Source organism: Mannheimia granulomatis (assembly GCF_013377255.1).
GTDB lineage: Bacteria > Pseudomonadota > Gammaproteobacteria > Enterobacterales > Pasteurellaceae > Mannheimia > Mannheimia granulomatis.
The window spans coordinates 2,260,567-2,284,377 of sequence record NZ_CP016614.1 but is presented as its reverse complement, the minus strand read 5'-3'; the positions used below and the strand labels follow the sequence as shown (position 1 = coordinate 2,284,377).

Sequence of the window (23,811 nt, the reverse complement as noted above, 5' to 3'; positions counted from 1 at the left end):
CTTGTAATTGTTTCTTATGAGTAAATAATTTATTCACATTTTTTCTCTTTATCTTTTTATTATTAGATATAAACTAATCACAATTTTTGATACTTAAAAGGATTCCCAATGAAAAATGTATTAGTTATTAAGTCTAGTATTTTGGCCGCTAACTCTCAATCAAATCACTTAGTTGATTATTTTAAAAGCAAAATTTCAGCTAATATCACTGAATATGATTTCGGTGCTAACCCATTACCATATTATGATCTTAACGCTGCAGTAGGTACTCGTTCTGAGCCGCAAAATGATGCACAACGCCAAGCATTAACATTATCAGATAAGCTTATTGGTGAAGTGAAAGCAGCGGATGTATTAGTTTTCGGTGTGCCAATGTATAACTTAGGCATTCCTGCACAGTTAAAAACCTATATTGATTATTTAAACCGTGCGGGCGTGACTTTCCAATATGGTGCAAACGGTCCTGAAGGTTTAATCACTGGTAAAAAAGCGATTGTGGTGTTAGCTCACGGCGGCATCTATAAAGATGGTCCTGCTGATTTAGCAAAAACCTATATGCAAACAGTGTTAAACTTTATCGGTATTTCTGATGTTGAGTTTGTGTATGCGGAAGGTATCGGTTACGGTCCGGAGGTGGCAGAAAAGGCGGTTACAGCAGCGAAAATAGAATTAGATCGTATTGCAGCAACATTCTAAGGAAATAATTATCATGGTAGGGGCAAATAATGATTTGCCCCTACGTCTTTTTGATTTAGCGATCTTCCTTGTTTTTTTGCAAAAAATCTGTATAATTTGACCGCTTGTTTTCTCTTTTTGAGACAAGTTCGTTACCCTCACCTCGAACGAGGGTTTATTTTTTACTATCAACATTTAGAGGAAAGGTTATGGTAACCATTCGTTTAACTCGTGGCGGAGCTAAAAAACGCCCATTTTACCAAATCGTGGTAGCGGACAGCCGTTCACCTCGTGATGGTCGCTTTATCGAGCGTATCGGTTTCTTCAATCCATTAGCAGCAGGCCAAGCTGAGCGTTTACGTTTAGATGTAGCTAAAGTGGATGCTTGGGTTGCTAAAGGTGCTGATTTATCAGACCGTGTTGCTTCTTTAGTTAAAGAAGCTCGCAAAGCAGCTTAATTTTTTAAGCCAAAATTATATAAGTAGGTGGGTATGAGCGAACAAAAAATCGAAGTTGTCGGGAAATTAGGTTCAACCTATGGCATCCGTGGCTGGTTACGCCTCTATTCATCAACAGAACAATCTGAAAGTATTTTCGATTATCAGCCATGGTTTTTAAAAATTAAAGGGCAGTGGCAAGAGGTCGAATTAGAAAGCTGGCGTTATCATAGCAATGATTTGATTGTGAAATTAAAAGGTACGGAAGACCGTGAAGCAGCACAGTTATTAACCAATGCTGAAATTGGTGTGGATTTATCTGTGTTTCCTGAATTGGAAGAAGGTGATTATTACTGGCACGACTTAATCGGTTGTACAGTTGTAAACTTAGAAGGCTACACAATGGGAACTGTAACTGAAATGATGGAAACAGGTTCAAATGATGTATTAGTGGTGCGTGCAAACAGCAAAGATGCTTTCGGTAAACAAGAACGATTAATTCCGTTCTTATATGAACAAGTAGTTAAAAGAGTAGATCTCGCCACCAAAACCATTACGGTGGAGTGGGATGCTGGTTTCTAACCTCAGGTATGCGGTTAGCTTTTAAAAGCATTTGAGGAGTTAATTATGTGGATTGGTATCATTTCACTGTTTCCTGAAATGTTTAAAGCAATCACCGATTTTGGGGTAACAGGACGTGCAGTTAAACAAAACCTACTGCAAATTGAGTGTTGGAATCCTCGTGATTTTACATTCGATAAACATAAAACTGTAGATGACCGCCCTTATGGTGGTGGTCCGGGAATGTTAATGATGGTTCAGCCTTTGCGTGATGCAATTCATGCAGCTAAAGAGGCTGCCAAGGCAGTAGATGGTGTAGAGGCTAAAGTAATTTACCTTTCACCACAAGGACGTAAGCTCGATCAAGCCGGCGTGCAAACGTTAGCTTCAAATCAGAAACTGATTTTAATCTGTGGACGATATGAAGGGGTTGATGAGAGGTTGATTCAAACCGAAGTTGATGAGGAATGGTCAATCGGAGATTACGTGCTGACAGGGGGAGAATTGCCTGCAATGACATTAATTGATGCAGTTGCAAGGTTTGTTCCGGGTGTATTAGGCAAGCAAGCTTCGGCGTTGGAAGATTCTTTCGCGGAAGGTTTATTGGATTGCCCGCATTATACCCGCCCTGAAGTGTTAGACGGTATGCCTGTCCCGGAAGTACTGATGTCTGGACATCACGAACAAATTCGCAAATGGCGGTTAGAACAATCGCTTGAGAGAACGTGGTTAAGACGCCCTGAGCTATTGGATAGCCTAGCTCTGACTGACGAACAGCGAGTGTTGTTGAATAAAATCAAAAAACAACACAAAATCAGTTAATTCTAGGATTTAGAAGGTTTTTAAAATGAGTAACATCATCAAACAACTTGAACAAGAACAGTTAAAACAAAATTTACCTAGCTTCCGTCCGGGTGACACATTAGAAGTTAAGGTATGGGTAGTAGAAGGTAGTAAAAAACGTTTGCAAGCGTTCGAAGGCGTGGTTATTGCAATTCGTAACCGTGGCTTGCACTCTGCATTCACACTACGTAAAGTTTCAAACGGCGTAGGCGTTGAACGTGTATTCCAAACTCACTCACCGGTAATCGACACTATTACAGTTAAACGTAAAGGTGCGGTACGTAAAGCTAAACTTTACTACTTACGTGAGCGTTCAGGTAAATCTGCACGTATCAAAGAGCGTCTTGGCAACTAATTGGTTGCAGAATAGCTTAGCTGATATGCATAAAAGCCTTGGGAAGACCAAGGCTTTTTTCTTATAAAATGATCTGGCAAGCGGTTATTTTTCGTGATTTTTTTGCAAATAGCGATCTTCAAATTTGGTTTGATGGCGTTCTATCACTTCTGTCATTGAGATGCCGTACCTGTCTGCCAGAACGAATAGATTGTCCATCACATCGCCTAGCTCTTCAATTAAATTATCCCGCTTTTGCTTTTGTGATGCTTCCGTTTCATCCGGTCGTTCACGCCCGATTTCAATAGCTCTCACCGCACAGGCAACCTCGCCGATTTCTTCGGTGAGATAGGTCATTCTCATAAAAGGATTACGTTCATACCAACCTTGTTGTTGATAAAATTCCCGAACCCATTGTTGATATTGTTCGATTTGCATTTTTTGTTCCTAATAGAAAAACGAGCAAGCGGTTAAATTTGCAAAAATATTTGTAAATTTGACCGCTTGTAAAAGGTGTTAGTGATTATTCCGCTTCAGACAAAATGATCCAGCCGCTGTCTAGCCAGTCGCAGATGGTATCTAGCATAAGCTCTAATTCCGCCTGATCTAACACTTTAGAAGCAAGTTTATTCCACGAAATTGAGTCGCCATTGGCGATACGGATTAACAACGCCATTTCTGCCTCGTTGAGTTCATCAATCCATTCACCGTTCACATAAAGACGTTGCGGATTCTCAGTGTAGAGAATTTTCACGTTTGCATCTTGTTGTAACCAACCGCCTTCTTCCAGTACTTGCTGGACTTCGTCCGGATAATATTCGTTATCAGTTTGCAGTAGTTCATAACGGCGAGCACTTGCTGCTGTTGCGACGCTATGAGTGAATATATCATCAAACTGCTCGGAGTTTTGTAGCAAATCAATAAGTTGGTGTTTCAACTCTTTAACCATTTTAGGATCTAATAAGGCATTCGGCTGCTCGTCCGGGCTTAGGCGGAATGGGAGCTGAAACTCTGCAGTGTTGATAATTTCAGATTGTTGCTCAATTGTTTTACAGATATTTTCCAATAAATCTGTCGCATTTGGATAACGTAGTCCAAAGGAGAAGGTAAGCCCTTGGTTGCTTTCTGATACGCCATAATGAGCCATACGAGAAGGAACATAGAGCACATCACCCGGATTCATCACTTCATCCAGCACTAACTCACCCATATCATCAAAGATGCGGATAGGCTGGTTTGGTTTAAATTCTGTGCTAGGATCGCACCATTTGCCGAGCTGCCAACGGCGTTGGCCGTAGCCTTGCACGAGGAAAACATCATATTCATCATAATGTTTTCCCACTGTTCCCCCTAATGGAGAGCAAGAAACCATAATATCATCTCGCTGCCACTGCGGAATAAAACCAAAGGCTTGCCATAATTCGCCTAATTCAGGTGACCATTGTTCAAGATTTTGCACCATAATAGACCATTGTTCCGGTAATTTTTGGAGATCTTCCTCTGCAAGTGGGCTACTTTTAACAGACCAGTTATCATTCTTACATTGAATTAAACGAGCAGTAACTTCCTCTTCCAATGCTAGTTCCATAATATCTTCCGGCTCAAATAGACCGACAATTTGCGGTAAACCATTACGGATAAGCAATGGGCGTTTTTGCCAATATTCTCGTAAAAATGTTTCGGGGCTGATGTTTTCAGGTAAGCAGAATGGAATGTTCATAGATGCTCCTTGTGATGGTTTTATTTTGTTAATTTACTATTCTACCTGAGAAATGCCTTGGAGCCTTAAACATTTTTTGAATTTAGCGACATAGTTCAAATTTTGCGGCAAAAAATATAAAAAAGGCGAACATTTTGTTCGCCTTAGTCTGAAATAGATTATTTTAATCCAAGTTTCTTCTCGAGATAGTGAATATTAGTGCCGCCTTTACGGAACTCTTTATCTGAAAGAATCTGTTTGTGTAAAGGAATATTGGTTTTGATTCCGTCTACAATCGTTTCAGATAACGCATTTTCCATACGGCTAATAGCAATGCTACGATCTTCCGCAAAAGTGATTAATTTACCGATCATTGAGTCATAGTGTGGCGGTACGCTATAACCTGAGTAAATATGTGAATCCCAACGGACGCCTAAACCGCCCGGTACGTGTAAACGTGTAATTTTACCCGGTGAAGGTAAGAATGTATTAGGATCTTCCGCATTGATACGGCACTCAATTGCATGGCCTTTCACTTTAATATCTTCTTGCTTGATAGAAAGTGGTAAACCTGCAGCTACACGTAGTTGCTCTTTGACTAAATCCACGCCGGTAATCATTTCTGTAACCGGGTGCTCTACTTGTAAGCGAGTATTCATTTCAATAAAATAGAACTCGCCGTTTTCGTATAAGAACTCAAAGGTACCGGCACCACGATAGCCGATTTCACGGCAAGCATTTGCACAACGTTCACCGATGAATTTACGTAATTCTTCCGTAATACCCGGTGCTGGTGCTTCTTCCACCACTTTTTGGTGGCGGCGTTGCATTGAGCAATCACGTTCCGCCAAATAAACTGCATTACCGTGAGTGTCGGCTAATACTTGGATCTCGATATGGCGTGGATTTTCCAAATATTTCTCCATATAAACCATATCGTTATTAAATGCTGCTTTAGCTTCAGCCTTAGTCATTGCGATAGATTCTTCCAAGTCTTTCTCTTGATGAACTACACGCATACCACGACCGCCACCACCACCTGAGGCTTTAATAATCACAGGGTAGCCGATGCGTTTTGCAATTTCTTTATTTTCCTTCGGATCATTGCCGACAGGGCCATCAGAACCTGGTACACAAGGTACACCGGCTTTTTTCATCGCATTAATTGCAGATACTTTATCACCCATTAAGCGGATAACATCTGCAGTTGGACCGATAAAAACAAAGCCTGATTTTTCAACTTGTTCTGCAAAATTAGCATTTTCAGATAAGAAACCATAGCCAGGGTGGATAGCATCGGCATTAGTTACTTCTGCTGCAGCGATAATCATCGGGATATTTAAGTAACTTTTTACAGATGGTGCCGGCCCGATACATACCGTTTCGTCAGCCAGTAACACATGTTTTAATTCACGGTCTGCAGTTGAGTGGACGGCAACCGTTTTAATACCTAATTCTTTACAGGCACGTAAGATTCGTAAGGCAATTTCGCCACGGTTTGCAATAACAACTTTTTCTAACATTGGGAGATTCCCTTGAAATGAATTGGTTGAATATCTGCCCTTATTCCAATAAATAAGGGCAGAAAGCGGAGATTATTCGATGATGAATAATTTTTGGTCAAACTCTACCGGTTCACCATCATTAATTAAAATTTCTTTTACCACACCGGCTTTGTCTGATTCAATGCGGTTCATCATTTTCATCGCTTCAACGATACATAATGCATCACCGATTTTTACTGTTTGTCCAACTTCAACAAACGGTTTTGCATCCGGGCTTGGGCTACGATAGAAAGTACCTACCATTGGAGAACGTACAGCATGACCGCTAATTTCAGCTTTCGGTTCTACAGTCGGGGTTGCTGCAGGTGCAGCAGCTTGAGCAACAGGTGTAGGGGCAACCACAGGTGCCGCCGCATATTGAATTGCAGCAGGTGCAGCTACAGGCGCAGCACGGCTAATGCGTACAGTGCCTTCTTCTTCAGATACCTCTAATTCGGTAATGCCTGACTCTTCAACTAATTCAATAAGTTTTTTGATTTTGCGAATATCCATAATAAGATTCCGTATGTGATTAAAATAAAAATAGAACCCTGCATTTTATCTTAAATAATAAAATGCAGAGTTAAAAATTCTGTGCGTAGAATACCTGAATTTCGCGAATTTTGCGAATAAAATCTGAGAAATTTGGCGAAAATGGATGATTTTTGCATTCATCGTACCAGTTGGATGGAATAATAAATTTGAAAAGAGCAAGCGGTTAAAAACAGCAAAATTTTTGCAAAAAGTAACCGCTTGTAAGACTATTTAAGTAACTCTTCGTTTTTCTTGTAATTCCACTTACTGCCCGGTTTATCAATATATTGGAAATATTCATTTGTAAATGTACCTTGAGCACATGTCACTTTATCACGGCGGTAATTTACCGCTTTATCACCAATAACGTGATTTAATGTTTCCGGCCCAGTCATTGTAAATACACCACCTTCAATGCGGCGGTTTTCGATATTACTGATAATTAACTCTAAGGTATCTTTTAAAATCCAGTTATCTTTTTCACTGGCGATGAAAAAGTTAGTATATCTATCACGGCGTTTAATTAATACTTCGCTGTCATGTTCATTGATAATTTGTGATAGTGGGTAAACAAGATGACCATCAATATCAATATAAATTCCACCTTCTTTCAATAAGGTGAAAATTCGCCAGAAATCTGCCTGAGCGGCACCATCCGTTAATTTACTATAAGCATTAAAAGTACGCTCATCTGCATTGGCTTTAATATAAGCTTCTCGCTCTTCAGTGCTTACATAGCGATAATCGTAACTTAATGACATCAGACGATTAAACAGATAATTTGCATACATTGGTAGTGTGACTTTATTTGAATAGTTAGTCTGCCAAATCGTTTTAGTAATTTTGGTTTGTTTGCTTGATTGTATTTTTGCCGGGCTATACTCAGGAATCGTAAATCGTTTTTTGGAGAATAAAGCATGAAATGGATAGCTTGAGATTTTTACGATATTTCCAAGTAATCGGAAAAGACCATTACAGAGTATGATAATTTTTTCGTGTTTAACTGCCATTTTGTGACCTTATTTTATTTTTTTAATTGCGAAATAGCAAAATCCAACGCGTATTCATAGCCTTTTGCTCCTAAACCGCAAATCACACTCTTGGCAACATCACTTAAATAAGAGTGATGACGGAAAAGTTCACGAGCGTGAATATTGGAAAGGTGCACTTCGATAAACGGAATTGACACAGACAACAGGGCATCACGAATTGCAATGCTTGTGTGAGTAAATGCTCCGGGGTTGATAATAATAAAGTCGGTATTTTGAAACGCTTGATGAATGCGGTTAATTAACGGTTCTTCACCGTTTGCTTGGAAGCAGTCTAACTCAATGTTTTGCTTAGTTGCTAATTGTTTTAGATGCTTTTCAATATCCGCTAAGGTTTGCGAACCGTAAATTTCAGGTTCACGTTTGCCCAACATATTTAAATTCGGGCCGTTAAGAAGGAGGATTTTTTTCATTTTTATCTATTTAACTTGTAGTTCATAATTAAGCCAGTCATTATTTTCTTTTGCCCCTAGTCGGTGATAGAAGCGAATATCGGCTTCATTCCACGGTGCAACGGTCCATTTTATCGTACTGCAATTATTTGCTTTAGCTTCATTCTTTAGGGCTTGCATTAACGCTTCACCTATTTTTTGATTACGGGCTGTTTCATCAACATAAAGCTCTTTCATATAAATGGCAGGACGATTTTGGGCAGTATAGGGTAGAAAATAATAGACCAGCATCCCAACAATTTTAGACTTATTTTCAGCGACTAAACAATAAAAATCAGGTGGGCTTTTTCGAAAGCCGGATTCAATCACAACTTCGGGAGTGATCGCAAAGGAATCGATATAATGCTCGAAAACAGCCAGTTTTTGCATAAGTGGGAACACTTGGTTGGTATCTTGTTCTACCATTTTGCGGATTGTAAATGCCATAGAATTCCTTACAAGCGGTAAAAAAATCCCTCACTTTTGCAAAGTGAGGGAGGACTTATTACTCTTCGATAGAGCGTAGTAAGTCGTTTAAGCCCACTTTGCTAAGTGTTTTTTCATCCACTTTTTTCACGATCACCGCACAGTAAAGGTTGTGTGAACCGTCTTTTGACGGCAGAGAACCTGAAACCACCACCGAGCCTGCCGGTACGCGGCCGTAGTGAACTTCGCCGGTTTCACGATCAAAAATTTTGGTTGATTGACCGATAAACACGCCCATTGAGATGACGCAGTTATCTTCTACGATCACGCCTTCCACGATTTCAGAACGTGCGCCGATAAAGCAGTTATCACCGATGATGGTCGGGTTCGCTTGTAGCGGCTCTAATACACCACCAATGCCCACGCCACCTGATAAGTGAACGTTTTTACCGATTTGTGCACAAGAACCTACAGTTACCCAAGTATCTACCATTGTGCCTTCGCCAACGTATGCACCGATGTTTACGAATGATGGCATTAACACCACGTTTTTCTCGATGTGAGAACCTTTACGCACCACCGCACCCGGCACAGCACGGATGCCGTCTGCCTTGAACTGCTCTTCGGTGTAGTTACCGTATTTGGTCGGCACTTTGTCGTAGAATTTGGTTTCTGCACCGTCGATGATTTGGTTGTCTGCGATACGGAATGAAAGCAATACGGCTTTTTTCACCCATTGGTTTACGACCCATTCACCATCTACTTTCTCAGCTACACGCAAAGAACCGTTATCTAAGCCTGCGATAACTTGTTCAACCGCGGCTTTGGTTTCTGCATCTACGGTTTTTGGGGTAATTTCTGCACGGCGTTCAAATGCCGCTTCAATAATTGCTTGTAAAGACATTGTTGTGTTCCTTAATCAGTGAAAAATTTAGAGGGAAATGTGGCTGACTTTTTAACATAGAACGCATTTTTTTTCCACTAGAAAAAGTAAGACGATAATATTTGTTTCTTGCTTTTGAGGAGGACGAGGTGTGATTATTGGCTCTGTATGCCATTATTTCTGTGATATAGCTCACAAATTTCAATATTATCTTTTGCAAGCGGTGAGATTTTTCGCTAGATTTACAAATGTTAAAACACTTAGGGTGTTACGTTAATTCGGCAAGCCTAAGCAAGACAGAGTATTGGTATCAATTCAGTATTCTGTCTTGCTTGGGCTTTTTTATTGTCTTAAAACCTTGAAATATGCAGAGGAAATGAGTATGGCTAAAGATTTTAGTAAACTGGCTCAAGATATTCTCCAACACATCGGTGGAGAACAAAATATCCATTCATTAGTACACTGTGCAACCCGTTTACGCTTTGTGTTGAAAAATCAGGCTAGCGCAGATAAAGCACTTTTAGAGCAAACCTCTGGGGTTATCAGTGTGGTGGAAAGTGGTGGGCAGTTTCAGATTGTCATTGGTAATAATGTACCGAAAGTTTATGCGGAAATAATGAAGATTGCCAATATTCAAGCAGGTGATGAGGCTGATTTACCTAAACCATCGTTGCTTAATCGAGGTATTGATTTTCTAGCCGGCTCATTTACACCGCTTATTGGCGTGATGGCAGGAGCCGGTATTTTAAAAGGTCTGATTGCGATTTTACAAGTTTCCGGCTTATTGGATCCGGCTTCCGGCACATTTACCATACTTGATGCAGCAGCCAGTTCAACTTTCTATTTCTTACCGATTTTACTTGCTATTACTTGTGCCGCCAAAGTGAAAGCCAGTCCTTATATTGCGGTTGCTGTTGCGGCGGCTTTAGTTTATCCGAGTGTTGTTGAGATAAGCTCAAGTGGCAAACCGTTAGATTTTTTGGGTTTTGAATTGGCTACGATGACTTACACCTACAGTGTTATTCCCATTTTAATTGCAGTGTGGGCTCAGTCTTATATTCAACGTTTTTTTGAAAACCTTTGGCACGAATCTGTTCGTAATTTCTTTGCACCGGCTTGTACCTTGCTTGTTGTTATCCCGCTTACCTTCGCAGTTATCGGCCCTATCGGAGGAGCTATCGGACACGGCATTGCCTCAGTATTAGCTTGGTTGTACGAAGCCAGCCCAATTGCAACAGGGCTTGTCGTAGGAGCATTATGGCAAGTATTGGTGATCTTTGGCATCCATTGGAGCATTGTGCCGATTATGATCAACAATATGGCGGTTGTCGGGTTTGATTTAATTGGCCCATTGACTGCTGCTGCAGTATTAGGACAAGCCGGCGCAACTTTTGCGGTATTTCTAAAATCACGCAATAAAGAGATCAAATCACTTGCCGGTTCAACCACATTTAGTGGCGTGCTTGGTATTACCGAGCCTCTGATTTATGGTATTACCTTACGCTTTAAAAAGCCGTTTGTATACGGTGTGTTAGGCGGTGCTGTCGGTGGTGCAATTATTGGTTGGGGCGGTACAAAGATGTTTGCCTTCGGTTTCTCAGGCTTACTGCTCTATCCGGTTATTATCGGTGAGGGTTCAAATATAGTGATGTATACAGTGGGAATGATTGTTGCCTTTATTGTAGCGGGAATACTCACTTACTTGTTCGGGTATAGTGATGCAATGTTGCCACAACAAACAGCCAATGTGTCAACACAATCGGAAAAAAACAATAATGTTCAGGTTTCCACAATTCCACTTGCCACATTTAACTTAGTCAGCCCATTGGAAGGTAATCTTCATAAATTAGCAGATATTCAAGATCAAATGTTTGCCTCCGAAGCATTAGGCAAAGGAGTCGCTATCGAGCCAACCAAAGGTGAACTGCTCTCTCCTGTAAACGGCACAATCAGCTCTGTGTTTCCAACTAAGCATGCTTATAACATTGTTTCAGATGATGGTTTAGAAATCCTCATTCATATTGGTATGGATACAGTACAGCTCAATGGCAAACATTTTGAGTCTTTCGTTAAAGATGGTGACAGAATTCAGGTGGGGCAATTATTGGGAACATTTGATATTGAGGCGATTAAAACAGCAGGTTTTAGCACTATTACCCCCGTAATTATTGCAAACACCGATGATTATTTAGATGTCATTGCATCGCAAGAGCCTCACATTTATCAAAATGAACCGTTGATTAAAGTATTACTTAATAAATCATAAGGGTGTAAGCGGTTGAATTTTGCAAAAAATCATCAAAATTTGATCGCTTGAATAAAGGAAAATGGAAGATGAAAAAATATGCGTTACTTTCCTTGCTGGTTAGTTCTGTCGTTTCCGCTCAAACCGTACATTTCAACTTGAAAGCCGAAATCTTTGATGATGGGCAAAAAATTACGGCATTGGAGTTAGAAACACATAATTTAAAGATTGATCGGCAAAAGTTAGATAAAAGCAGTTTTAATGTTTTTGTAAAAGGTAGCCTACCGATAGATCCAAAAGAGAATAAAGTTTTTGGACAAATTGCTGGAGAACGTGCAATCAAAAAAGCGTTTATCAATAAAAATGGAAATATTGAATTAGTGTTTGCGGATCTTACCAATGGCAATACTCTGGCTTATGTCGGGGGAGATATTTCTCGCAATGTGTTACAAAAATTGGACTATGAAGTACAGCTAAATACAGAAAGTGTGTTCCCGAAAAATACCACTTTCCAACAGAATGAGGGTATTCAAGATGCTGAAGCGGCTAACTTTACCGCCAAAACAGCTCACAATGGCTTAAATTATCAGTTTTTTAGTCCTCAAAATATCAACAAGCCAAGACCACTTATTGTATGGCTGCACGGCAATGGTGAAGGTGGTGTGAAGGAATATCAAAATAACCTTTCACCCATTTTAGCTAACCGTGTAGGCGTAGCATTTACCACACCGGAAACACAGAGAATTTTTGGTGGAGCTTATGTGGTTGTGCCACAAGTCCCTGATACTTGGTATAACAATTATAAAAATGGCTATCTTGTTCAAGTTAAAGAACTGATAGAAGAGATTGCCACACAGAATCAGATTGATCGGAATCGCATTTATTTGTTTGGGGCTTCCGCCGGCGGTTATATGGCAACTCGAATGTTAATTGAATATCCACAACTTTTTGCCGCAGTAAGTGTTTCTGCACCGGCATTAGACAGAGCGGCAGCAGTAAGTGATATTCACACAACGGAAGCCGAATTGCTTTCAATTAAAGATAAACCATTTTGGCTAGTCCATTCGGTAAATGATCCAACGATTGCTTATACAAAAACATCAAAACGGGTATTTCAGGCTTTGCGTGATTACGGAGCTATTTTAACTGTCTATCCGGAAGTTAAAATAGGTCGAACCGAATATAACGGGCACTGGTCTTGGATTTATAGCTTACGCAATATGCCTAAAAATCCACAAGGAGAGTCTTTATTTGAGTGGGCGGCTAAACAGCGTTTGAATCAGGAGTAAATAAAACCGTGTAGTTGAACTACATAACACATTTAAGCATTTTAATTTAAACTGACCGACAAGCGGTCAAATTAGTATAAAATTTTACCAATAGGAGCAAATTATGAGTTATTTAAAACCATTTCCGGCAGATTTCCTTTGGGGCGGTGCAACAGCAGCCAACCAAATTGAGGGCGGTTTTGATTTAGGTGGTAAGGGGCTATCAAGTGCTGATATGGTCGCCTATGTGCCGAAAGCGGAACGAGGGGCGCATAGTGCCTCAATTGAAGTTTCTTCTAAGCGGATTGATGACATTTTATCCGGAAAATTCCAAGCACGTTTTCCGAAAAGAGAGGGGATTGATTTCTATCATACCTATAAAGAAGATATTGCTTTACTTGCAGAAATGGGCTTTAAAATGTTTCGCATCTCTTTGCATTGGGCGAGAATTTTCCCGAACGGCTATGATGAACAACCAAATGAAGAGGGATTAGCATTTTATGATCGTGTGTTTGATGAACTACTTAAACACGGCATTCAACCAATGGTAACGCTTTGCCATTATGAAATCCCACTCGGTTTAGTCCAAAAATATAATGGTTTCTTAGCCCGTGAAACGGTTGGACACTTCGTGCGTTATGCTGAAACGGTATTTAAACGTTATAAAGATAAAGTGAAATATTGGCTCACTTTCAATGAAATTAATATGGTTACAATGCACAGCCCATATACCGGTGCAGGTGTCGTGCTAGATCGTGTGCCTGAAAGTGAACAAGAAAATGCTAAATATCAAGCGTTACATCATCAATTTATTGCCAGCAGTTTAGCCACAAAAGCACTGCACGATATTATCCCTGACGGCAAAATGGGGTGTATGCTCGCCCGTATGTTGCATTATGCCTTGACCGCAGATCCTGTTGATCAACGCAAAGCCCAATGGGGAAATCAGCAAAATCTGTTCTATACTGATGTTCACGCTCGTGGCGAATATCCGAAATATATGTTACGTCATTGGGCAGAAAATAACGTGCATATCCAAAAAGAGGCAGGAGATGATGCGATTTTGAAACAGTATCCGGTCGATTTTATCTCATTTAGCTACTATATGTCGGTTTGTGTGACCCAACACAATGATAAAGCCGAAAAAGTAGGTGGTAATTTAATTGAGGGAGTAAAAAATCCATATCTGAACGCTTCCGACTGGGGCTGGCAAATTGACCCTATCGGCTTACGTTTAACCCTAAATGAAATGTACGACCGCTATCAAAAACCATTATTCATTGTCGAAAACGGTTTAGGTGCTTACGACAAAGTTGAAAACGGCAAAATCCACGACAGCTACCGCATTGACTACCTCAAAGCTCATATTGAACAAATGCAGGAGGCCATTACCGATGGAGTGGAGCTACTTGGCTATTTGGAATGGGGGCCGATTGACTTGGTAAGTATGTCTACTTCTGAAATGTCAAAACGTTATGGCTTTATTTTCGTGGACATTGATGACGATGGTAAGGGTTCTCGTGAACGTATCCGTAAAGACTCATTCTTCTGGTACAAAAAAGTGATTGCCAGTAACGGAGCTGATCTGTCTTAATTCTTCATCGACACAAGCGGTTGTTTTTCGTAAAATTTTTGCGAATTTCGACCGCTTGTATAGGGAATACTATGCTAAAAATTACCAAGATCTTCAATAATAATGCGATTCAAGCTGAAAACGAGTTTCAGATGGAGCTTGTCGTGCTTGGCAAAGGCATTGCATTTGGTAAGAAAGTGGGCGATATAGCAGATGAAAGTGCAATAGAAAAAACCTTTAGTTTAAACAAAAGCCTGTTTGCTACCCGATTAACTGAAATTTTAAGTGAAATTCCGCAAGAGTATTTTCAGCTCGTCAATCGAGTGGTGAATTATGCCAATCAACAGTTAGGGACAACATTATCCAACAGTATTTTTGTCAGTTTACCCGATCATATTTTTCATGCTGTTGAGCGAGCCAAACAAAACCAATCAATCCCTAATGGGCTGTTATTTGAGATTCGGCGTTTATATAAACAGGAATTTGCGATTGGTTTATATACAGTGGAATTAATTGAAAAAACGTTCAATGTTAAAATGAGCGAAGATGAGGCGGGCTTTATTACGTTGCATATTTTTAATGCCCGTACTGATGGCTCAACAATGAATGATACTTACCGAGCCACTCAAATGATTAAAGATATTTTGAATATGGTGGCTTACCACTTTAATTTGAAATTAGATGAGCAAAGTTATGATTACGCTCGTTTTTTAACCCATTTACAGCATTTTGCCCAACGCTTTTTTATTAATTCCGAACCGGCATTAGGCGATGATTTTCTCTATCAACAAACCAAAATTGCCTATCCCAAAGCCTATCAATGTGTGGAAAAAATCAATAAATATTTAACCTCATCTTATCAAAAATCATTAAATGAAGATGAACAACTTTATTTGATGATCCATATTCAGCGGGTTGTATCTCACCAGTAGTCGGCGAAAATCCGCTAAATTTAGTTTATAATCTGTCTTATTTTTTAATACAAGCGGTCATTTTTGTGGAAAAAATTGCAAATATCTTAACGGGCAAAACCCGTGAACATTTAGTGGCTTTGCCAAATCTGCTTTCGGATAAACATTTCCTTCAGCCTGAAGTAGTTGAAGCATTTTTGGCATTGCAACAAGGGGCAAAAGAGGCAGGTTTTAATCTTCAGCCAGCCAGCACCTTTCGAGATTTCGAACGGCAAAAATTAATTTGGAATATGAAATTCAACGGCGAACGTAAAGTTCACGATGATAATGGCACTGCGATTGATATGAGCCAACTGTCAGACTTCGAAAAATGCCAAGCAATGTTGCGTTGGTCGGCGGTGCCAGGGGCGAGCCGTCATCACTGGGGAACAGAAATTGATATTTTTGACCCGGATTTATTGCCGGAAAATACCCCGTTGTTGCTTGAGCCATGGGAATATTTGGAGGGCGGTTATTTTGCTGAATTGACCAAGTGGTTACACGCCAATGCGGCAAGATTCGGCTTTTATTTCCCATTTGACGGCGCACACACACGGGTGGGCTTTGAACCGTGGCATATTAGCTATCGCCCGATTTCCGCAGAATATGAAAGGTTATTTACCGATGAAATCCTTAAAGGAGCGTGGCAAGATGAGGATGTAGCAGGAAAAGAATGTTTGCTTGCCAATTTTGATGAGTTATTAAAATGATCCAATTAATTAACGAAACGGATAATCAAGACAAATTCCAGCAAATTTGTGATAAATGGCAACTTGTTCATCAAGCTGACAGCCCTCTGGCCTTAGTCCTAACAGAGGAGCGTCTGGAATTACGTAAGTTAGATGAGCCAAAATTAGGGGCGATTGCAGTCAATTTTGTTGATGGCACAATGGCTCACCGCCGTAAATTTGGTGGAGGGAGAGGTGAAGCGGTTGCTAAGGCTGTTGGTATTAAAGGAGATTATCTGCCAACTGTGATCGATGCAACGGCAGGTTTAGGAAGAGATGCTTTTGTGTTGGCGGCTGTGGGCTGTAAAGTATTATTGGTGGAGCGAAATCCGGTGGTTGCAGCATTATTGGAAGATGGTTTAAACCGAGCCTACCAAGATGCGGAGATTGGCAGTTTTATGCAAGAACGTATGATTTTGGCTGATGTTCGCAACATTTCGCAGCTTGATCTGAAGATTCAAACCGCAGATGTTGTTTATTTGGATCCGATGTATCCTCATAAACAAAAAAGTGCTTTGGTGAAAAAAGAGATGAGGGTGTTCCAGCATTTAGTCGGAGCAGATTTAGATTCTGATGATTTTTTCTTACCGGCAAAAGCATTGGCAAAAAAACGAGTGGTGGTAAAACGTCCGGATTATGCCCCATTTTTGGCGGAGCAAAAGCCGGATTTCTCACACACAACGAAAAATCATCGCTTTGATGTTTATCTTTCTCATATATAAAAGCGAATAATTTGGATCTTTTTGGTTGATTTTTACAAAACTTTAAAGGTTAAAGTAATAGAGAAGATAGGCAAGCGGTTATTTTTACAGTAAAATTTGCAAATTAGTTTATTTTTTAATTTATGGAAGGCGGTTATTGTGCCACAACGTGATTATATTGCTCGTTCAAATGAGAAAAAGAGCAAAAAAACAAAAAAAGAGAGTAATGTGAAAAAAATCTTAATGCTGATTATCGGCTTGATTTTATTATGTGGCATCGGCTTATGGTTCTTAAAAGCAAATGCACCAACGCCTACGTTGCCGGCTACGACAACTCAACCGAACACTCAGCAATCGAAAAGCGAGTTGCCGAGCCGTCCGGAAGAAACTTGGACTTATATTCGTGATTTAGAAACCAGAACGGTGATTACGGATAATAGCCAAACTTCACAAGAGCGTTTGGCTCAATTAACGGCTCAGCAAAAGCAACAAATTGAAGAAAGACGCCAGCAGGAAGAGGCTCGTTTAGCACAACAGGCTCAAACGACTGAAGCAGCTTCAACCAATGCGACAAACGGCACAGAAACAATGCCGACTACAGAAGCATTAACTGAAGAGGAGTTAGCTGCGAAAAAGGCGGAGCAAGAATTACTGGCTCAAAAACAAGCAGAAGAAAAACGCAAGCAAGCCGAATTGAAAAAACAGCAAGATGCTAAGAAGGCAGAGCAAGCTAAGTTAGTAGAAGAAAAAGCGAAGCAGCAACCGGCTAAAATTGTCGCTGCTGTAGCAACTCCGGCGGACAAGGCGGCAAATCAGGCAGGTAAATTTGGGTTACAATGCGGTGCTTTTAAAAATAAGGCTCAAGCTGAAAATATGCAAGCACGACTTGCTATGGCAGGATTTCATGCGAGAATTGCAACTAGTGCAGACTGGAACCGTGTTTTTGTAGGACCTGTGGGTGATAGAGCTGCAACATCAAGAGCACAATCTAACGCGCGAAGCGTAGCAGAGTGTGTGATTGTCGCAATGTAAGATAAGGGGAGGGTTAATATAATTGACCCTCCTTTATTTTTAGGTACCGGATACGCTGATCCAAAAAATAAAGCGAGATAAATATTATTTTATCTCGCTTTGTTGTTTATCGCATTGCTAATTAACAATTAACGTACGTTAAATTCAATACGGCGGTTTTTAGTACGGCCTTCCTCAGTACTATTATCTGCAATAGGATTTTCTTGACCGTAACCTACAGCGATTAATGCTTCTGCAGGAACGCCTTGTTTGATTAAGTAATCACGTAATGCATTTGCACGTTGTTCCGATAATTTTTGGTTAGCTGCTGCATCACCTACATTATCGGTATAGCCTGCAACTTCGCCTGTGCGTTTGTTTTCAATAATGTACTGTGCTAATGCATTTAAGCGGCGGAAGTAACGCGGTTTAATTTCTGATGAACCCGTTGCAAAGCTAATGTCTAAATCTAATTTAGATAAAGACATATCTGAAATCACTTCTGCCTCCGGTTCTGCTACTGCTACTGCAACTTTATCTGCATTAACGGTAAATACGCTACCCAATAATGCTTTTGCTTTTTCTACTAAGCTTGTTTTAGCATCCACGCTTGATACTTCACCGATTAAGTTAAATACTTTATCCGCAAAAGCACCGTTTACACTTGGGAAATCTTTAAATAAGCTTGCTAAGCCGGCAAAATCAGTAAAGCTAAATTGATCAGCTTTAGCATCAACTACTAATTTATCCACTAAAGGTAAACCAGCGGCTAATCCTTTGAATGCATCTAAGATATTTGTTTTGATGCTTTCATTTTGCACTGTACCTGAGACAGTTAAATCTTTATCGGTTTTTAACCACGCTAAATTGCCTAAACCTTCCGACACTTGGTTTGATTCGCCCGCTGTTGCAGTAGCAGTTTGAGCTGCCGGTGTGGCGGTTGAAGTCGTATTGGCTTTTTCTGTGCAGCTTTTAATCCCAAATAATGCTGCTAAAAGTACACCACCACCGATTAACCATTTGCTTAAATTGGTAGAGGATTTCGCGGCTTGTTCTGTACTTCCGGAAACTGTATGTTTAACGGCTGCGCCGGTTGCTGCTGCCGTGGTTCCGAATTTGGTAACATGGCTTAATACATTATCAAATGATTTATTTGCAAAACCCAAAGCACCTAATGCACTGCTATCTAGGTACGGAGAAAGAGCTCTGGTTTGTTCAGTTAATAAGTTTGCGAAACCACTTAAACCTAGACCGTTTGCGATTTTTCCTTTAAAGAAAGAAAATACAAATGGTAATAGCATGCCTAAGATGCCTTTTGCAGCCACCGGAGAAGTATTTGTGCTATTTGCAAGGTGATTAGCAACAGTATCGGTACGTTCGCCAAATAGGTTCGGTAAAATACTTTTCCCTAGCTCTAATAAGTTGCCTGCGTTGATATCTGCTTCACCTGTTAGCATATCTAACGGATTAGTTCGAATATTGGTGTTTTGGATTAAGTCAAATAAGCCACCGATGCCTTCGGTACTGCTTGCTTTTTGTGTCATACCACCTAATATTATGGCTAAACCTCTATTTAATAGGCTGCCACCATCTCCATTTGTTACGCCAAGTTGTTTAGTAACTTGGTTAAGGACTAAATCACGTACAGGGCCTTGTAGTAATTGATTTAAATCGAAATTCATTTTGTTTTCCTTGTTAGGAGTTAAAAGGGAAAGTATGCAGATAACTTCGCTAAACTCTGCGTGGCGATTATACCTTTAATTTTTTCCTTTTAAGCAACGAGTCCCCACACTTTTAAAACCTTTACATATCAGGCTCTAATGTAAAAAAGATAAAATTTGGGAACTAAATTCCGATAGCATATTTCAAGGCTAGCTTTTTGATCGGCGTGATTTTTTCGGCTAATACTAAGCCTAAATTGCGGGCCATTTTAAGCGGCAGAAGCTCGGTTTTGAATGCTTTATAAAAGAGATCCATCCCTGTTTGCATCAACAGATTATCTGGCTTACGTATTTTTTCGTAGCGTTTTAACACGGCTTCATCTGCAAAATTTTCGCCTTTTTTAACCGCTTGTTCAAAGATTTCGAGTAAGGTTTTCACATCCTTAAACCCTAAATTCACGCCTTGTCCTGCAAGTGGATTGATAGTGTGGGCAGCATCACCTACTAATACTACGCCATTTTGTACATAATGCTGGGCGTGTTGGCGTGTGAGAGGAAATGAGCCTGAGGACTGTACTTTAATCTGCCCAAGCTCGCTAGTTAAGCGGTTAGGGAAGTGCTTCTGAATTTCAAGCGTGAGTTTTTCCGGTGAAAGAGAGTTTAAATACTTAATTTGTTGCGGTGAATCATACCAAACAATGCAGCCGTTTTGATTGGAGAGTGGTAGGAAAGCTCTCGGACCGGAAGGTAAAAATTGTTGCCAAGTGGTAGAAGGAGAATGTTTTTCGCTGGTAATAGTTGCAAGCAAGCAGTGTTGACGATATTGCCAGCTGGTGAGTCCAATGCCTGCCCACTGGCGGACTTTAGAATTTGCTCCGTCTGCGGCAATGATAATCGGTGCAGAAAAGATTTTATCATCGACAGTCACAAGCCAACGATTATCTTCTCTTTTTGCAAAAATTTGTTCAAATTCGACCGCTTGTTGACAGTTTGGATATGTGTTGAGCTGTTCCCATAAAGCAAGCTGAATGAGGTTATTTTCTACCATATCCCCTAGTTTTTCCAAACCTAGCTCAGCAGCGGAAAAAGCAGTGTTAAAGCCTTCAATTTCCCAAGTTTCCAAGGTGGTATAAGGGCAGCTTCTAAGTGTGGCAATTTGTGACCAGACGCCTAATTTTTCTAACAGTTGAATGGAGCCTTGACTGATGGCAGAAATACGTAAGTCATAAGCTGAATCGGGTATGAAAGTTGGGAGTGGATTTTTTTCAATCAAAGCTAAGTTAAAGCCCTGCTGTGCCAGCCCTAACGCAGTGGAAGCCCCTACCATGCCGCCACCGATTACAATCATATCTAATTCAGTTTTCATGTCTTGCTCCTGTGTTGAGGGTAAAATATACCACAGAGAGAGCTTGAATTGTATTGAATTTGAGATTAGGATAAATCCGAATTTATTAGCGAGAAGGAGCGTTTTATGGCTTGTAAAACACATGCAAACCACGAGCATGAACACGGCGAGGGCTGTGGTCATACAGCAATTAAGCATAACGATCATGTAGATTATTTGCATGATGGTCATTTGCACCATAAACATGGTGATCACTATGATGAACACGTGTTAGATGTAAATGAGCAAAATCCGGTAGCGTGTAATCATGCTCATGACTGTGGTGACCATATCCATGGTGAAGGTTGCGGACATGAGGCAGTGCCGCATGGTGATCATATTGACTATATCGTAAATGGTCGATTGCATCACCAACACGGCGATCATTGCGATGATCACGGTCCGGTTGAAATTGTGAAATAGTCTTAAAAAGCCGATTGTTAATCGGCTTTTTCAATTTTAAAATTATTTTTGCGATCTCGATCGAAAATTTAAATATTGTTTCTACCATCATTTTCTCTTTCCTTTTATCCTCCTGTTATCTATTTCTTGCTTTTTAAACTATATGACTTTAGCCATTGTTTACAGCCGTGCTTCTATCGGTGTAGAAGCCCCTCTTGTGACTATTGAGGTGCATATCAGTAATGGTCAGCCAAGATTAACTATTGTCGGCTTGCCGGAAGCCACTGTTAAAGAAGCCGGTGATCGGGTTCGTAGTGCTTTAATCAATGCAAATTTTATCTATCCACCGCAAAGGATTACGATTAACCTTGCGCCTGCTGATTTGCCAAAAGAAGGGGGGAGGTTTGATTTGCCGATTGCTATCGGTATTTTGGCGGCTTCCGGGCAGATAGATTCAGATTTGCTTAAACAGCTTGAATTTTTAGGCGAACTCGCTTTAACTGGGCATTTGCGAGGTGTTCACGGTACTATACCTGCGGTTATTTCTGCTGATAAAGTAAAGCGCCAAATGATTTTAGCTAAGCAAAATGCGAATGAGGCATCTCTGGTGTCAAATGCAACGACTTACTGTGCCGGCTCATTGCTGGATGTAGTAAATATGTTAAATAAGCGCGACAAATTGCCCATTTGTCAGCAAATTTCGCAAAATTCTGCGGAAAATAGACCGCTTGTAAATCGAGACTTAACCGATATTATTGGGCAACAACATGCCAAAAGAGCCTTAACCATTGCCGCGGCAGGGCAACATAATTTATTGTTTCTTGGACCTCCGGGAACAGGCAAGACAATGTTAGCAAGTCGTTTGGCAGATCTATTACCGGAAATGTCGGATGAAGAAGCGATAGAGACGGCTTCTGTCACCAGTCTGGTACAAAATGAGCTAAATTTTCATAATTGGAAGCAACGGCCATTTCGAGCTCCCCATCATAGTGCTTCAATGGTCGCGTTAGTGGGTGGAGGAACGATCCCCAAACCGGGTGAGATTTCACTTGCCCACAATGGCATTCTGTTTTTAGATGAATTACCCGAGTTTGAACGCAAAGTGCTTGATGCGCTACGCCAGCCACTAGAGGCAGGTGAAATTGTGATTTCCAGAGCCAATGCTAAGGTACAATTTCCGGCTCGCTTTCAACTTATTGCAGCGATGAATCCAAGCCCGACAGGGCATTATCAAGGAACCCATAATCGAACTTCTCCACAGCAGGTAATGCGGTATTTAAACCGCCTTTCAGGTCCGTTTCTAGACCGCTTCGATCTCTCGATTGAAGTACCCTTATTACCTCAAGGCGCTTTGCAAAGCGGCTCGGAAAATCGCGGTGAAACCACAGAACAGGTCCGCAAGCGGGTATTTTTAGCAAGAAAAATGCAGTTTCAGCGAGCGGGAAAAATTAATTCACAGCTCACCACCCGAGAAATTGAGCGAGATTGCAAGCTATCTTCACAAGATGCACTATTTTTAGAATCGGCTCTGACAAAATTAGGCTTATCGGTACGGGCTTATCATAGAATTTTAAAAGTCTCACGCACCATTGCTGATTTAGCCGGTGAGGAGCAGATTCAGCAAATTCATCTGGCAGAAGCCCTAGGTTATCGGGCGATGGATAGATTATTGCAGCGGTTGCAAGGTGAGAATTAGTTTATTGGTTATTTATAAACGCTATCAATTTTTCGACAAATTCCTGTGGGTTAGCTCGGTGTGTATTATGTCCCACATTTGAAATAATTTGCGTTGGAAGCTGGTGTGTTTCAGCCATTTGGCGGAATTTTTGATCTTTTTCGCCAACAAAGAACACAATATTTTTGTTAGTTTGGTTTAGCTGCTTGGCGTAGTTTGGCTGTTTTGCAAGGCTGGTTGCTTCAAGCATATTGGCAATTTGTATACCTTGATTATGCTTTCGGCTAGCAATATAGATCGCTCGGTCTGATTCGGTTAAATCAGCAAAAACAGGTTGTTGATACCAATCTTGTAACACGTTTTCGATAGGTTCTTGGCGAAAACGGTTCGCCCATCTGCAGTCATTTTGCCAACGAATTTGGCTATCAGCTTCAGAGTCTAAGCCGATATTTGTTCCTTCTAAAATCGCACCCACTAAGTTTGGATTGTCGATGTTTAACATGTAATCTAAGGCTGCTCGTCCACCCAAGGAATAGCCAACTAAATAGAAGGGCTCTGAGCCAATTACTGTTTCAAACGTTGTGTGCAATTGAGTACGTAGTTCGGCAAAATCAGTGCAATTTATTTGTTCGCTTAAGCCGTGAAAAGGGAGGTCGATAGTAAGCGGTCGAATTTCAGTAAAATTTTGCAAATGCGAAAGTAGGGCTTGCCAGTCTTGTTTAGAGCCGAGTAAGCCGTGTAAAAATACTACAGGAGTGCCGCATTCTGCGTGCCATTGAAATGAGAGCATAGTATTA

General features: G+C 40.6%; 25 protein-coding genes. 14 read left to right on the top strand and 11 right to left on the bottom strand.

The window, feature by feature from the left end:
• The first annotated feature begins 108 nt into the window (after nt 1-108).
• The 5 genes from A6B41_RS10790 to rplS all read left to right on the top strand — a co-directional run bounded on the left by A6B41_RS10790 (nt 109) and on the right by rplS (nt 2,871).
• A complete protein-coding gene (locus A6B41_RS10790) occupies nt 109-696 on the top strand; it encodes an FMN-dependent NADH-azoreductase (protein WP_027073866.1) in 588 nt (195 codons plus the stop codon).
• 188 nt (nt 697-884) lie between these two features.
• Nucleotides 885-1,133 carry a 30S ribosomal protein S16 gene (rpsP, locus tag A6B41_RS10785; RefSeq protein WP_005599334.1) on the top strand — a complete coding sequence of 83 codons (249 nt, stop codon included), beginning with the start codon at nt 885-887 and terminating at the stop codon, nt 1,131-1,133.
• A gap of 33 nt (nt 1,134-1,166) precedes the next feature.
• Complete coding sequence (gene rimM / locus A6B41_RS10780; RefSeq protein ID WP_027073867.1) at nt 1,167-1,694, top strand: ribosome maturation factor RimM; 528 nt, start codon at nt 1,167-1,169, stop codon at nt 1,692-1,694.
• A 45-nt stretch (nt 1,695-1,739) separates the two neighbouring features.
• A complete protein-coding gene (gene trmD / locus A6B41_RS10775) occupies nt 1,740-2,495 on the top strand; it encodes a tRNA (guanosine(37)-N1)-methyltransferase TrmD (protein ID WP_027073868.1) in 756 nt (251 codons plus the stop codon).
• A 25-nt stretch (nt 2,496-2,520) separates the two neighbouring features.
• On the top strand, nt 2,521-2,871 hold the full coding sequence (gene rplS / locus A6B41_RS10770) for a 50S ribosomal protein L19 (protein WP_027073869.1): 351 nt from the start codon (nt 2,521-2,523) through the stop codon (nt 2,869-2,871).
• An 84-nt stretch (nt 2,872-2,955) separates the two neighbouring features.
• Here the strand turns inward: rplS and A6B41_RS10765 are convergent, their stop codons facing one another.
• The 8 genes from A6B41_RS10765 to dapD form a co-directional block, all read right to left on the bottom strand.
• The gene (locus tag A6B41_RS10765) at nt 2,956-3,288 is read right to left on the bottom strand and encodes a MazG nucleotide pyrophosphohydrolase domain-containing protein (protein WP_027073870.1); all 333 of its coding nucleotides are present in this window, start codon (nt 3,286-3,288) and stop codon (nt 2,956-2,958) included.
• 85 nt (nt 3,289-3,373) lie between these two features.
• The gene (locus A6B41_RS10760; protein WP_027073871.1) at nt 3,374-4,570 is read right to left on the bottom strand and encodes a ribosomal protein uL16 3-hydroxylase; all 1,197 of its coding nucleotides are present in this window, start codon (nt 4,568-4,570) and stop codon (nt 3,374-3,376) included.
• A 158-nt stretch (nt 4,571-4,728) separates the two neighbouring features.
• Nucleotides 4,729-6,072 carry an acetyl-CoA carboxylase biotin carboxylase subunit gene (gene accC / locus A6B41_RS10755; RefSeq protein ID WP_027073872.1) on the bottom strand — a complete coding sequence of 448 codons (1,344 nt, stop codon included), beginning with the start codon at nt 6,070-6,072 and terminating at the stop codon, nt 4,729-4,731.
• Between the two features lie 72 nt (nt 6,073-6,144).
• Nucleotides 6,145-6,606, bottom strand: a complete 462-nt coding sequence (accB, locus tag A6B41_RS10750; protein ID WP_027073873.1) for an acetyl-CoA carboxylase biotin carboxyl carrier protein — start codon at nt 6,604-6,606, stop codon at nt 6,145-6,147.
• 248 nt (nt 6,607-6,854) lie between these two features.
• On the bottom strand, nt 6,855-7,637 hold the full coding sequence (locus tag A6B41_RS10745; RefSeq protein ID WP_027073874.1) for a glycosyltransferase family 32 protein: 783 nt from the start codon (nt 7,635-7,637) through the stop codon (nt 6,855-6,857).
• Nucleotides 7,638-7,651: 14 nt separating this feature from the next.
• Nucleotides 7,652-8,089: a type II 3-dehydroquinate dehydratase gene (gene aroQ, locus A6B41_RS10740; protein WP_027073875.1), complete on the bottom strand. Its 438-nt coding sequence runs from the start codon at nt 8,087-8,089 to the stop codon at nt 7,652-7,654.
• A 6-nt stretch (nt 8,090-8,095) separates the two neighbouring features.
• A complete protein-coding gene (locus A6B41_RS10735) occupies nt 8,096-8,554 on the bottom strand; it encodes a GNAT family N-acetyltransferase (RefSeq protein WP_027073876.1) in 459 nt (152 codons plus the stop codon).
• Nucleotides 8,555-8,612: 58 nt separating this feature from the next.
• Entirely contained in the window at nt 8,613-9,437 is an 825-nt protein-coding gene (gene dapD, locus A6B41_RS10730; RefSeq protein WP_027073877.1) for a 2,3,4,5-tetrahydropyridine-2,6-dicarboxylate N-succinyltransferase, read from the bottom strand.
• 361 nt (nt 9,438-9,798) lie between these two features.
• On the opposite strand from dapD, the gene A6B41_RS10725 reads away from it, so the two are divergent.
• The 7 genes from A6B41_RS10725 to ftsN all read left to right on the top strand — a co-directional run bounded on the left by A6B41_RS10725 (nt 9,799) and on the right by ftsN (nt 17,913).
• Nucleotides 9,799-11,682, top strand: coding sequence for a beta-glucoside-specific PTS transporter subunit IIABC (locus A6B41_RS10725; RefSeq protein ID WP_027073878.1), 1,884 nt, complete (start codon nt 9,799-9,801; stop codon nt 11,680-11,682).
• Between the two features lie 68 nt (nt 11,683-11,750).
• Nucleotides 11,751-12,950, top strand: coding sequence for a prolyl oligopeptidase family serine peptidase (locus A6B41_RS10720; protein ID WP_027073879.1), 1,200 nt, complete (start codon nt 11,751-11,753; stop codon nt 12,948-12,950).
• A gap of 103 nt (nt 12,951-13,053) precedes the next feature.
• Complete coding sequence (locus tag A6B41_RS10715; protein ID WP_027073880.1) at nt 13,054-14,523, top strand: glycoside hydrolase family 1 protein; 1,470 nt, start codon at nt 13,054-13,056, stop codon at nt 14,521-14,523.
• A 71-nt stretch (nt 14,524-14,594) separates the two neighbouring features.
• Entirely contained in the window at nt 14,595-15,434 is an 840-nt protein-coding gene (gene licT, locus A6B41_RS10710; RefSeq protein ID WP_027073881.1) for a BglG family transcription antiterminator LicT, read from the top strand.
• Nucleotides 15,435-15,499: 65 nt separating this feature from the next.
• Nucleotides 15,500-16,162, top strand: a complete 663-nt coding sequence (locus A6B41_RS10705; RefSeq protein ID WP_027073882.1) for a M15 family metallopeptidase — start codon at nt 15,500-15,502, stop codon at nt 16,160-16,162.
• Nucleotides 16,159-16,902 (top strand): class I SAM-dependent methyltransferase, encoded by a 744-nt coding sequence (locus A6B41_RS10700; protein ID WP_027073883.1) that lies wholly within the window; start codon nt 16,159-16,161, stop codon nt 16,900-16,902. Before A6B41_RS10705 ends, A6B41_RS10700 begins: the two co-directional genes overlap by 4 nt.
• A gap of 138 nt (nt 16,903-17,040) precedes the next feature.
• The gene (gene ftsN / locus A6B41_RS10695; protein ID WP_027073884.1) at nt 17,041-17,913 is read left to right on the top strand and encodes a cell division protein FtsN; all 873 of its coding nucleotides are present in this window, start codon (nt 17,041-17,043) and stop codon (nt 17,911-17,913) included.
• A 128-nt stretch (nt 17,914-18,041) separates the two neighbouring features.
• Here the strand turns inward: ftsN and A6B41_RS10690 are convergent, their stop codons facing one another.
• Together A6B41_RS10690 and A6B41_RS10685 are read right to left on the bottom strand one after the other, a co-directional pair.
• Nucleotides 18,042-19,574, bottom strand: a complete 1,533-nt coding sequence (locus A6B41_RS10690; RefSeq protein ID WP_027073885.1) for an OmpA family protein — start codon at nt 19,572-19,574, stop codon at nt 18,042-18,044.
• 163 nt (nt 19,575-19,737) lie between these two features.
• Complete coding sequence (locus A6B41_RS10685) at nt 19,738-20,919, bottom strand: FAD-dependent oxidoreductase (protein WP_027073886.1); 1,182 nt, start codon at nt 20,917-20,919, stop codon at nt 19,738-19,740.
• A 105-nt stretch (nt 20,920-21,024) separates the two neighbouring features.
• Between A6B41_RS10685 and A6B41_RS10680 the strand changes: the two genes are divergently transcribed.
• The gene (locus tag A6B41_RS10680) at nt 21,025-21,360 is read left to right on the top strand and encodes a hypothetical protein (RefSeq protein WP_027073887.1); all 336 of its coding nucleotides are present in this window, start codon (nt 21,025-21,027) and stop codon (nt 21,358-21,360) included.
• A gap of 142 nt (nt 21,361-21,502) precedes the next feature.
• Entirely contained in the window at nt 21,503-23,035 is a 1,533-nt protein-coding gene (locus A6B41_RS10675; RefSeq protein ID WP_027073888.1) for a YifB family Mg chelatase-like AAA ATPase, read from the top strand.
• A 1-nt stretch (nt 23,036) separates the two neighbouring features.
• On the opposite strand, the gene menH is transcribed toward A6B41_RS10675, so the two are convergent.
• Complete coding sequence (gene menH / locus A6B41_RS10670; protein ID WP_027073889.1) at nt 23,037-23,804, bottom strand: 2-succinyl-6-hydroxy-2,4-cyclohexadiene-1-carboxylate synthase; 768 nt, start codon at nt 23,802-23,804, stop codon at nt 23,037-23,039.
• Between the last annotated feature and the right edge of the window lie 7 nt (nt 23,805-23,811).